An 11,608-nucleotide genomic window follows, 5' to 3' on the forward strand; every position below is an offset into this window, starting at 1 on the left:
CATAAACTCATACAGTTTCACATTTGCAGCCCGTGGTTTTCTGGGATCTCCGTTGTGCAACCCAGAATCTAGACCGCCCCGTCGCATCAGTAGGCCGCCCTCCACGGCAGACCAGCCGGCCCAGTCCCCGGCCGCCCGTCGCAGTAAACCGACGGCCGGCCGACGCTTAGAAGCGCGGGTGGCTGCCGCGCAAAACAGCCCCGTCCTCGCCAGCCTCGCTCTTGCGGACAGTACCCAGCTCCCAAGCGTTGATGTGGCGGGCAGTCAGCAGAGCCAGTGCACGATCGCGGTCCTCTGCGGAAACAATCGCAACCATGCCAACACCCATGTTGAAGGTCTTCTCCATCTCCTCGCGGGAGACGTTGCCGAGCTCAGCAATGGTCTTGAAGATCGGCCCCGGGGTCCATGTTGCGCGGCTCATGTCAGCGGTCAGGCCTTCCGGCATGATGCGAACCATGTTGCCAGCCAATCCACCACCGGTGACGTGGCAGAAAGTGCGGACCTCGGCCTCGTTCATCAGAGCCAGGCAGTCCTTCGCATAAATCTTGGTTGGCTCCAGCAGCTCCTCCCCGAGGGTGCGGCCGAAGTCCTCGACGTAACCGTCGAGCTCCAGACCGGCCTTCTCCAGGAGAACGTAGCGAGCCAGCGAGTAGCCATTGGAGTGAAGTCCAGAGGACTCCATGGCGATAATGACATCGCCCTCACGCACGCGGTCCGGGCCGAGAAGCTTGTCCTCTTCCACGACACCGACGCCGGTAGCGGAGACATCGTACTCACCCGGTTCCATCACACCCGGGTGCTCTGCAGTCTCGCCACCAAGGAGGGCGCAACCCGCCTGGACGCAACCCTCGGCGATGCCGGAAACGATCTCGGCGACGTGCTCCGGCACGACCTTGCCAATTGCAATGTAGTCCTGCAGGAACAGCGGCTCGGCGCCGCACACAACCAGGTCATCGACGACCATGGCGACCAGGTCCAGGCCAATGGTGTCGTGCTTGCCGACGGCCTGCGCCACGGCCAACTTGGTTCCCACACCATCGGAGGATGCGGCCAGCAGCGGCTTTTCGTAGTTGCCCAGTGCAAACAGGCCGGCAAAACCACCGAGCCCGCCACGGACCTCTGGGCGAGTGGCCTTCTTGGCAATCGGGGCGAATAGTTCAACGGCGCGGTCGCCGGCTTCGATGTCGACACCGGCTGCAGCGTAGGAAGCACCAGAAACGTTCTCGGTCATTAGAGGCTCTCGCTTTAAACTTTCTCCCCCGGGCGGCGTTACTGCCGTATCCGGGAGTATTGGCGGACCGGGAACAAAGCAACGGCTGCAATCTACAGCACCGCTTGCGCTTCGTTCTCGGTTCAGTTCTCGTAGTTCATTCTAAGGAGGTTTCGAGGCTAATTGCTCGTTGCGGCTTTGGCAGCCTGGGCTGCCTGCATCCTCTCAACCGCTGCCGCATTCGGATTGCCCTCCGGCAGACCCAGCGGGTACTTGCCATCGAAGCAGGCACAGCACACTTCGCTCTTTGCCTGTTCGGAAGCGGCGACCATGCCATCGATGGAGACAAATCCCAGGCTGTCGGCACCAATCGCGGTTGCGATACCGGAGACAATGTCATTCTCATCGACACCGTTGGCCAGCAGCTCGCCCGGAGAGGCGAAGTCAATGCCGTAGAAGCACGGCCATTTCACCGGCGGTGCGGCGATGCGCACGTGCACTTCCTTTGCACCGGCCTCACGCAGCATGCGAATCAGGGCACGCTGGGTGTTGCCGCGGACAATGGAATCATCGACCACGACCAAGCGCTTACCGGCGATAACTTCCTTCAGCGGGTTCAGCTTCAGTCGGATGCCCAGCTGACGAATCGTCTGCGAAGGCTGAATGAAGGTACGCCCCACGTAGCCGTTTTTGGTCAGCCCCTGTCCAAACGGGATGCCCGATTCCTGGGCGTAGCCAACAGCGGCCGGGGTACCGGATTCCGGCACCGGCATCACCAGGTCACCGTCAGCCGGGAACTCACGTGCCAACTGGCGGCCCAGCTCAAGACGCACCGCGTTGACGGAGCGACCACGGATGTTGGAGTCCGGGCGCGCCAGGTAGACGTACTCAAAAATGCATCCAGCGTGGGCGGTCTCGGCAAAACGCTGCGAACGCACACCAGAAGCATCAATGGTCACCATCTCGCCTGGCTCGATCTCGCGGACGAACGATGCACCGACGATATCCAGCGCGCAAGTCTCGGATGCGACTACCCAGCCACCGGACAGGCGCCCCAGGCACAGCGGGCGCACACCGTATGGGTCACGCGCGGCGTACAGCGTCTCGCCATCGGTGAAAGTAAGACAGAAAGCACCCTTCAAACGCGGCAGCAGTGCCATCGCGGCCGCTTCTACATTGGTGCTGCAGCCGTAATCTTCGGGGTGGTCAATCTTGCCGGTTTCGTCGGCAAGCAAAGTGGTCATGATTGCGGAGTCACTGGGCAGCTCGCCCTCTTCACGCAGCAGGCCCTTGTCGACCGCCTCATGGAACAGCGTGAGGTGGTTGGTCAGGTTGCCGTTGTGCCCCAGCGCGATGTCCGTGCCGTCAGAGGCCATCTGGAACATCGGCTGTGCATTCTCCCACGCAGGAGCGCCAGCGGTGGTGTAGCGCGTGTGCCCCACCGCTACGTGCCCCTTCAGGGCGTCGAGCGTCTGCTCATCAAAAACCTGGGAAACAAGCCCGAGATCCTTGAATACGAGAATTTGGTCGCCGTCGCCGACTGCGATACCGGCGGCTTCCTGGCCGCGATGCTGCAGGGCAAACAGGCCATAGTAGGTGAGTTTGGACACGTCTTCGCCAGGTGCCCAAACGCCAAAAACGCCACATTCTTCGCGCGGGGATGTCTCCCCCAGATCGTCGTAAGGCGAAATTGGCAAAAGTTTGGACTTTGGTGCACCTGAAATGTTGGTATCGGCCACGACATTCACACTAATAGCCCCACCCGCCTAGGCACCAATTCAGCATCCCCCCCCACGGGCTTTAAGAAATGCGCGCCACCGGCAGATGATTCCCAATTTCCGCCGCGCGCGTGCCCGACATATCGATGTGCGCCTGCACCTGCTCTAACGTGATCATTCCGCACGCGAGTCCCAGCCAAATCTCCGGCGACATCTCCACGACATTGGGCGGCGTACCGCGTGTGTGCCTGGGCCCCTCAATACACTGGACCGCGACGAAGGGCGGCACACGCACCTCGACGCTATGCCCCGGCGCCTCTTGGGCGAGCATCCGCACGGACAGACGCACCGCTTTGGCAAGGCTCGCACGCCTTAACGACGACCCCTGCGCCCCATCCGCCCCGATGAAGGGGACAGCCTCTTGGTCAGACAGCAACTCGCGGCCGAGAAGCCGTTGCGCCGCCCAGGGTGCGGCGGTGGAAAGAGCGCTGCGAACGTCGAAAGGCGAGATTTTGGATACCATAACCTCATCCTAGAGTTATGCTTTCATATATGGATACGCAGTCAACTGAAAAAGCTGAACAGGTGCATGCTCCAGCGTCACCATCTCTTGTACTCCGTTTTATGGCGTCGCCGACCGATGTCATTATGGCCGGAACCAATTCCGTCCACGGCGGCCGTGTGTTGCAGTGGATTGACAAGGCCGCTTACGCCTGCGCGACCGGCTGGTCGGGACGCTACTGCGTGACTGCGTACTTCGGTCACATTCACTTCACTCGCCCGATTCCCAGCGGCCACATTGTTGAGGTGCGCTCCAAGATTGCGCATACCGGCCGCAGTTCCATGCACATCGTCAATGAGGTGCTCTCGGCTGATCCGCGCGAGGGCAAGTTCACCCGCGCAGCTGACTGCCTGGTGATCTTCGTAGCCATGGATGAAAACGGTAAGTCGACTCCGGTGCCGAAGTGGGTGCCGCAAACAGAGGAAGAAGAGCGCGTTGAGAAAGCCGCTCTTTCCCGTTTTGAGCTCCGCCGCGACATCGAAGCCAGCATGCGCGCGCAGACCTACTCCGCGGACTCTTCCGCACCCGAACTGACCACACGTTTCCTGGCAAAGCCGACCGATGTCAACTGGGGCGGAAACGTCCACGGCGGCACCGCCATGGAGTGGATCGACGAGGCTGCGACGGCAGTTACCACCAACTGGGCAGGGCGCCAGACCATTTCTGTCTACGCAGGTGGTATTCGCTTCTACAGCCCAATCCACATTGGCGACCTGGTTGAGGTGCGCGCACGCATCCTGCGTACAGGCACGACCTCGATGCACCTGTCGGTGCAGGTCTACTGCTGTGAGCCCCGCAAGGGTGTCGGCGGCCTGCGCAAGGCACTGCATTCGACCATGACGTATGTCGCAATTGATGACGATTTCAACCCGCAGCCGGTACCGCACTTCCAGCCGACGACGGATGAGGACAAGCGCCTGCACGCTCACGATCTGTCACTGAAGGCATTGCGTGACAAGTACAGCCCGCTGCCGCTGATTGAGCGCGAACAGGATTAAGCCGCCTGGCTACCCGGCTTCCTGTTTTTCCACCAGATGGATAGGAACATCCAGCCAATCAGCGCGAAGGTGATGTAGGTGACGTACCGGTCAATCGTCTGCAGGGAGCCCTGGATGCTTGGGCCAAACTTCAGGCCCAAGTACAGGTAGAAGCACTTGAGCATTGCGGCACAGAAGAAGAGGTACACGCCTACTACCCAGCCGCGCACCTTCGCAATACCACCGATGGCCACGACAATCGTGGCCGGAATCGGCGAGAATGGCACAAACGATGCCAGCACACTCAGCCCGATGCGTTCATAGATGAAGTTCTCCATCTTCTTAAACCATCGCGGTGGGTGTCCGCCGAAACTCATCGTTATGAATTCCGTGCCCCACTTCTTGCCCATCCAGTAGAAGAACGGCATGAACTTGATTGTCGAAAGCGCCGCAATCACTACAACAGCGAAGAGGAAGAGCGGCCGGTCCTCGTTTTCCGACGCGAGAATCAGCACCGACAGATTCGATCCTGTCAGCCATGTGTGCAAGAACGTGTACTTGAGCAGCAAAACCGCACGGAACGGGATGATTGCAAAGCCGTACACGGCAACCAGCATCAGCGATGCATAGAGAAGCTTGTCTATTTTGTCCGGCTCACGCAGGAAGCTCGGCAGATCCTCACGAGGGTCGTGCTCGGCCTCGTTACGCATGTCGGGTGAAGTCATGAACCACAGTTTAACTGCACGCCCTCTTCTGCAGCAGGAGCCGCAGACTAGGCCATTACGTACGGCTCAGACGCACTCGCCAAGGACGAGCGCAGCGCCGCCTACTATCCTGAGAAGATATGACCACCGATTCACCCGCGCCTGTGCCCGCACAGCAGCCTCACGCAGCACGGTCTGAGTCTTCCTCACCATCGCTTGACGACGGCCAGGAGAACGCATCCTCACCGAGCATGCTGCAACGTGTTCGCGCCGCTATCCCGCCTGTTTCCATCCTGGTACTGACGGCGGTATTCCTCTTCGCCGGGTGGTTCACGCTCTTCGGTCCTATCAATGTTCTGGCGTGGCGTGGTGGCACGTTCCCCCGCACCGAGGCAGACCGCCCTTACTATCAGCAGGCTCTGAAGGATGTTGCGCGCTATCAGTACGAGGAGCAGCCCTCCCCTGAGGTTTACTTCGGCCTGGCGTGTGGCGCTACTGATGACGACATCCGCAGCGTTATCCCCAAGGTCGGCGAGCACCCGAATTCAGACGCAGACCCAACTGCTGATGCAGATGCCGTCGCCGCCGCTGCTGCCACCAGGCCGGGTTCTGCACCCACAGCTGCGAACCAGACCGCGAAGCTGAATCCAAACCTTGACGCATTCGGCAACACGGTCGACTGCTCCGGTTCCTGGACTGCGCCATTCTTGTCATTCCTGCTCGCGTCCGCGGGTGTTCCGGTCTTTGATACGCCCGAGGATTCGGCTGCCGCAGCCGAGAACCCATGGCTGGTTACGGATGTCGAACAGCTCATGGATGCCTACAAGGCACATGATGCTTTCGTCACCGACAAGGACTTCTCTCCTCAGGTGGGTGACATCATTTTCTACCGCTACCCCGCAGGCCTTGGGGTGCACGCCAACATGGTTGTCGCGGTTCAGGGTGACTGGGTCACCATCGGTGGCGATGAGCTTGGCAAGGTCGGTCTAGCTAGCATGACCCTGCGCAACCGAGGTGGCATCGTGGGCTACGGTGCCACGGGCTACTTCGAGCAGGCACCGCTGGACGCCACCAAATAGCCAAGTTTAAATAGGCAAGTTTTCCTCGATGAGGTCGCGCAGAGCATCGTCGTCAGGCGAGACCTTGGAGCGGAAACGGCCGATGACCTCACCCTCGGGCGAGACAACGAACTTTTCGAAGTTCCACTTCACATCCCCAGCCTCGCCGTCGGCGTCCGGGGTTTCCTTCAACAGCTTGTACAGTGGGTGCGCGCCATGGCCGTTGACCTTCGTCTTTTGGAAGAGCGGGAAGGTAACGCCGAATTCGCGCTGGCAGAACTGCTTGATTTCCTCGGCGTTGCCGGGCTCTTGCCCACCGAACTGATTGCAGGGGAAGCCGAGGACGAAGAAGCCACGGGGTGCGAATTCGTCGAAAAGTCCTTGCAGATCGTCGTACTGATCCGTGAAACCGCACTCCGAGGCGGTGTTGACGATAAGCAGAACGTGGCCTGCCCAGTCATTCATCGTTGCTTCGTTGCCGTCGATGGTGGTCACTGGGATGTCGAAGAGATTGCTCATAAACCCCACACTAGGGCAGTCCCCCGATAGCCGTCAGAGGTAGCGACTAGCCGACCTGCTCCATGCCTTCAAAGAGCTCGCGGCCCAGCGGCACCGAAGAGTGGTTGACCGGCTGCGCACCCCCATCGACCGCCTGGTCAATGATGCCGACAACATCCTGGCGCAGCTTGTGCTCCCGCAGTTTCGAAGCGTTAACGGAGATGCGCACCGCGCGGCCCTTCTCCAGCGAGCGCTGCACCGAGGAGCGCACCGCACGGCGCCACCAACCGGCGCCGCCGAAGCCCTCGCCGATAGCCAGCACGCGAGTCGGATCAACAGCACCAGTGGTCAGGTCGCGGACACCATTTCGGTCCGCTGCCACTCGGAAGCCCAGCTCCGGCAGCACGTTCATGGTCTCGGGCGACATGGTCCACTTCGGTGGTGCAAAGACGTCCGTCTCAAAACCCATCGCACGCATCTGGCGCGTTGCGGCGGTCAGGCGCAAACGCGCTTCATGTTCGCTTAACGACGCAAATTCCGCGCCTCGGCCTCGAACTGACTGATCGAACCCCGCGAGAACAATCTCGATGCCGTCATCGCTACGACGGCGGAGCCAATCCAGCACCGCCGGAGCTTCCCGCAACGACCAGTTTTTACCCGCATGCGGCGCTACCAGCAGAGACGGTGTAATACCGCGCTGTTCCATCGCTGCCACGAAACGAGCGACGTCGAGCAATGTGCCATCGCGCAAACCCGACACCGACACCAAAAGCGGCGAACCGACCACACCACCGTCAACAGTTACGAGCTCTTTGCCCGCTGGACGAATGACCTGGTCGGTCGTCCGAATCTGTTCTTGCACCCCACTGCCTGCCATGGATTCAACAAAAACAGGCGTATGTAAATTTTTGGTAACGGAGAGGACAAGGCTTGGAGAATACTCAGAAGCCTTTCAAATAAGAGTTCAAAAAGCGCCATCGCAGCACATCAATGTGCGTCTGCAGCGCGGATTATCCCCAATGCACAACCTCATCGAGAGCCAGTCCCTTGCGCCAACCGAACTTCTCCAAGTCACGCTCCTCGGCCAGGTGCGTTACTGGACCAATGCACAGCCAGGCCACCGGGCGCACGGGTGCCTCGACACCGACAAAGTCAGCCAGGAAATCCTCATGGTAGAAACTGACCCAGCCGACGCCGAGCCCCTCTGCCGTAGCAGCCAGCCACAGATTCTGAATAGCCAGCGCGACTGACATGAGGCCGGTGTCATCGACGGTGTCGCGGCCGAGAATGTTCTTGCCGCCACGGGTCGGGTCATAGGTGACGACGATGCCCGTTCCCGAGTCCACGATTCCTTCAATCTGAATCGGATTGAAGGTCTCACGCCGCTCGCCTTCGAGCTTGGCCGCGAATTCAGCGCGACGTCCGGCTACGTGGTCGGCAAACTGCTGCAGGCGGTCCGGATTCTGAATGATATGAAAGTCCCACGGTTGGGACAGCCCCACCGACGGGGCTGCATGGGCCGCCGCCAACACGCGCATCAATCGCTCCCTGTCCACCACTTCTCCGGCGAATTCGCGGCGCACATCCCGCCGCCGAAAAAGGGTGTGGTAGACGGCCAACTGATCGTCGGAAAGCGAATCGGTGTCAAAACCCTGCGCGGACAGCAGCGTGCGCATATCCATGCCGTTACTCCACCGCACCAGCAGTGTGGACAATCCAGGCGTACTCGAAGGCAGTCTGACGCCAGCGTTCGTAACGACCGGAAACACCACCATGACCTGCGGACATCTCGGTCTTGAGCAGGAACTGCCCCGGCTGGCCTCCGACAACCTCGCGCAGCTTGGCGATCCACTTTGCCGGCTCCACGTAGAGCACGCGGGTGTCGTTCAAACTAGTAATCGCGAGAATCTTCGGGTACTTCGCATCGGCCGAGATGTTCTCGTACGGCGCGTAGGAGGCCATGTAGTCGTAGACCTCCGGGTCGTGGTAGGGATCGCCCCACTCATCCCACTCCACCACGGTCAGCGGCAGCTCTGGCATCAGCATGGATGTCAGGCAGTCGACAAACGGGACCACGGCCTGAATGCCCGCGAACCTATCGCCAGCAATGTTCGCGACCACGCCCATCAGCATGCCGCCCGCCGAACCGCCGAGTGCTACCAGCTGCTCGCGTGTGGTCCACCCAGAATCCAGCAGGTAGTCAGCGACGGCGACGAAGTCAGTGAATGTGTTCTTCTTCGTGGTTGCGCGACCGTTCTCCCACCAGCCGCGGCCCATTTCGCCACCACCGCGGACGTGTGCAATGACAAAAATCATCCCACGATCCAGCAGCGACAGTCGCGCGATGGAAAAGCCAGGATCCATCGAGGCTTCATAGGAACCGTAGCCGTAGAGCAGCGTCGGATTCGGCTTGCTCAGGTCCAGGTCCGCGCGGTGGATAATCGATACCGGAATCTGGGCACCGTCGGCTGCACTCACCCATTCACGCTTGGCGACGTAATCACCGCGATTAAACTTCCCGCGAATCTTCTGCTCCTTGAGCAGCACCCGCTTGCCCGAGGCAATATCAATCTGCCAAAGCTGCGACGGCGTGGTGAAGGAGCCGTAAGCGTAGCGCAACACCGGGGTGTCCCATTCAGCATTGCCGGTAGTGCCTGCAGAGTAGAGCTCTTCGTCGAAGTCGAGCTCGACGAAGTTCACAGCGGACGCTGGCACTGGAGCAGCAGCATGGCTTGTATCAGAGGCATCACCAGCGGAGCCAGCACCATCCTCATCCTGACCCAATACCGCCAGCGCCACACGGCCAATACCGCCACGACGGTAACCAAACGCGATGTGCCCAGCGAAGCAGTCGACGCCCTCAACGCGGACGTCATCGCGGTGCGGAACCAGCTCAGTGAGATCCGAAATGCTGTCGAAAGACCCCGCCGGCACCATGGCCAGTGCGAAGTTCGAACCAGTCATATTGTGTGTAATCAGCCACATATCCCGGCCGCTAATGACGGCGTGATCGATGTCGTATTCAACACCGGCCTCACGCGGGCGCACGCAGGTGAACTCACCGGTCGGGTCACTGGCGTCCAGGTACCAAACCTCGGAAGTAATCTTCGAGGAGCTCTCAATAATCAGGTACTTTTCGCTGCGTACCGTGCCGACTCCAACCCAGTAGGCCTCATCGGGCTCATGGAAGACACAGACATCATCCTCGGTGGAGGTGCCCACGCGGTGACGCCACACGGAATCCGGCCGCCAGGCTTCGTCGACCTTCTGGTAGAAGATCCACTCGGAGCCGACCCAGGTAGCACCTGCGGCGATGCCCGCAATTTCGTCATCAAGCAGTTCACCCGTGCGCAGATCCTTTACGCGCAGCGTGTAGCGTTCGTCGCCTGTGACGTCGGTGGAATAGGCCAGCAGATTGCCGTCCGCGGAGACGCTCGCTGCGCCGAGGGCGAAGAAATCATGGCCTTCGGCCAGCTCGTTGGCATCCAGGATGACCTGTTCTCCTGGTGCTGGGGCATCGTCGGCGATGGTCGGCGGCGTCCACGCGGCAAGACCGTCACCGGCCTCCGCACGCACGCGACAGCTCATCCCGTAGGACTTGCCCTCCTGCGTGCGCGAGTAGTACCACCAGCCGTTAAGGCGAGTTGGGACCGACATGTCGGTCTCCTGCACGCGCGACTTGATCTCCTTAAAAATCGCGTCCGCGGTGCCGTCAAGATCGGAGGTAAAAGCCTCCGTATAGGCATTTTCAGCCTCTAGGTAGTCGATAACCTCGGAGTTTTCCTTATCGCGGAGCCACTCGAAGTTATCGGTGAAGTCCCTTCCGTGGAAGGACCGAGTCACCGGCTTCCGTTGTGCACGGGGTGCGGGCAAATCCTTTTTTGCAGGCTTGCCGACGGATGCCGAGTCCAAGGTCACTTCGCTCACGCAGGTTCTCCAATCCAGTCCGAGAAGCGGCGGCCCGACAGTCGTTCGTAGGCCTCGACGTACCGCTCGCGAGTTGCTTCCACAACACTACCCGGCAGCGCCGGCGGCGGAGTGCCCTCGCCCTTCTTCCAGCCGGACTTGGAGCAGGTCAGCCAGTTTCGGACGTACTGCTTGTCGAAGCTCGGGTTAACCGAACCCTCCTGGTAGGAGTCGGCTGGCCAGTAGCGGGAGGAGTCCGGGGTGAGAACCTCGTCGGCCAGCACCAGGTTGCCGTCGGAGTCGAGGCCGAACTCAAACTTGGTGTCGGCCAGGATGATGCCGCGCTTAGCAGCCAGTTCAGCAGCCTGGGAGTAGATGCGCAGGGTGGCATCGCGAAGCTCTTCGGCGCGCTTCTGCCCCAGGGACTCCACAACGGCGTCGAAGGAGACATTCTCGTCGTGCTCGCCCAGCTCAGCCTTGGTGGCCGGGGTAAAAATCGGTTCTGGCAACTTGGAGCCCTCGACGAGGCCCTCTGGCAGCTCAATGCCACAGACAGTGCCGTTTTCCTTGTACTCGACCAGGCCAGAGCCTGTCAGGTAGCCACGTGCGACGCACTCGAATGGCAGCATGTCCAGCTTCTTGCACACCAGCGCACGACCTAGGCACTCCTCCGGAATGCGCTCATCGTCAGCCGGGCCAGCCATGTGGTTCGGGAAGTCAATCTCATCGAAGAAGAACACGCTCATCGCGGTGAGCACTCGACCCTTGTCAGGAATCGGGGTCTCCAGAATGTGGTCGAAGGCAGAAATACGGTCACTGACCACAAGCAGCAGAGTCTCAGGGTCAATCTCGTAGATTTCCCGGACCTTGCCCGCGGAAAGATGGTTATACGAGGAAAGTTCAGGTCGCATGGCGATAAAGTCTAAACCCCTATACGCCTTTGCACTCTATTGATACCTCCGGCCGCCACCCCAA

11 protein-coding genes are annotated in these 11,608 nt (G+C 60.4%); 2 read left to right on the top strand and 9 right to left on the bottom strand.

What is annotated here, in order from left to right:
- Nucleotides 1-166 precede the first annotated feature (166 nt).
- The 3 genes from purM to HMPREF2751_RS07590 form a co-directional block, all read right to left on the bottom strand.
- The gene (gene purM, locus HMPREF2751_RS07580) at nucleotides 167-1,231 is read right to left on the bottom strand and encodes a phosphoribosylformylglycinamidine cyclo-ligase (RefSeq protein ID WP_016421389.1); all 1,065 of its coding nucleotides are present in this window, start codon (nucleotides 1,229-1,231) and stop codon (nucleotides 167-169) included.
- A gap of 158 nt (nucleotides 1,232-1,389) precedes the next feature.
- On the bottom strand, nucleotides 1,390-2,958 hold the full coding sequence (gene purF / locus HMPREF2751_RS07585; RefSeq protein WP_049190235.1) for an amidophosphoribosyltransferase: 1,569 nt from the start codon (nucleotides 2,956-2,958) through the stop codon (nucleotides 1,390-1,392).
- Between the two features lie 52 nt (nucleotides 2,959-3,010).
- Nucleotides 3,011-3,451 carry a sterol carrier family protein gene (locus HMPREF2751_RS07590; RefSeq protein WP_049190234.1) on the bottom strand — a complete coding sequence of 147 codons (441 nt, stop codon included), beginning with the start codon at nucleotides 3,449-3,451 and terminating at the stop codon, nucleotides 3,011-3,013.
- A gap of 29 nt (nucleotides 3,452-3,480) precedes the next feature.
- Between HMPREF2751_RS07590 and HMPREF2751_RS07595 the strand changes: the two genes are divergently transcribed.
- On the top strand, nucleotides 3,481-4,488 hold the full coding sequence (locus HMPREF2751_RS07595; protein WP_016421392.1) for an acyl-CoA thioesterase: 1,008 nt from the start codon (nucleotides 3,481-3,483) through the stop codon (nucleotides 4,486-4,488).
- Here HMPREF2751_RS07595 and HMPREF2751_RS07600 read toward each other — a convergent pair.
- The gene (locus tag HMPREF2751_RS07600) at nucleotides 4,485-5,192 is read right to left on the bottom strand and encodes a hypothetical protein (RefSeq protein WP_049193818.1); all 708 of its coding nucleotides are present in this window, start codon (nucleotides 5,190-5,192) and stop codon (nucleotides 4,485-4,487) included. The genes HMPREF2751_RS07595 and HMPREF2751_RS07600 overlap by 4 nt on opposite strands.
- A gap of 119 nt (nucleotides 5,193-5,311) precedes the next feature.
- On the opposite strand from HMPREF2751_RS07600, the gene HMPREF2751_RS07605 reads away from it, so the two are divergent.
- Nucleotides 5,312-6,250 (top strand): hypothetical protein, encoded by a 939-nt coding sequence (locus HMPREF2751_RS07605; protein WP_224783816.1) that lies wholly within the window; start codon nucleotides 5,312-5,314, stop codon nucleotides 6,248-6,250.
- A 6-nt stretch (nucleotides 6,251-6,256) separates the two neighbouring features.
- On the opposite strand, the gene HMPREF2751_RS07610 is transcribed toward HMPREF2751_RS07605, so the two are convergent.
- From HMPREF2751_RS07610 to HMPREF2751_RS07630, 5 genes are all read right to left on the bottom strand, one after another.
- Nucleotides 6,257-6,748, bottom strand: a complete 492-nt coding sequence (locus tag HMPREF2751_RS07610; protein ID WP_049173070.1) for a glutathione peroxidase — start codon at nucleotides 6,746-6,748, stop codon at nucleotides 6,257-6,259.
- A 46-nt stretch (nucleotides 6,749-6,794) separates the two neighbouring features.
- Entirely contained in the window at nucleotides 6,795-7,604 is an 810-nt protein-coding gene (locus tag HMPREF2751_RS07615; protein WP_222865562.1) for a polysaccharide deacetylase family protein, read from the bottom strand.
- A gap of 133 nt (nucleotides 7,605-7,737) precedes the next feature.
- Nucleotides 7,738-8,409, bottom strand: a complete 672-nt coding sequence (gene bluB, locus HMPREF2751_RS07620; protein ID WP_049173072.1) for a 5,6-dimethylbenzimidazole synthase — start codon at nucleotides 8,407-8,409, stop codon at nucleotides 7,738-7,740.
- Nucleotides 8,410-8,413: 4 nt separating this feature from the next.
- Entirely contained in the window at nucleotides 8,414-10,645 is a 2,232-nt protein-coding gene (locus HMPREF2751_RS07625) for a S9 family peptidase (protein ID WP_370449653.1), read from the bottom strand.
- 5 nt (nucleotides 10,646-10,650) lie between these two features.
- Nucleotides 10,651-11,544, bottom strand: a complete 894-nt coding sequence (locus tag HMPREF2751_RS07630; RefSeq protein WP_070438796.1) for a phosphoribosylaminoimidazolesuccinocarboxamide synthase — start codon at nucleotides 11,542-11,544, stop codon at nucleotides 10,651-10,653.
- Nucleotides 11,545-11,608 lie beyond the last annotated feature (64 nt).

Origin of the sequence: Corynebacterium sp. HMSC063G05, from assembly GCF_001810555.1 — a bacterium.
GTDB classification, from domain to species: domain Bacteria; phylum Actinomycetota; class Actinomycetes; order Mycobacteriales; family Mycobacteriaceae; genus Corynebacterium; species Corynebacterium jeikeium_D.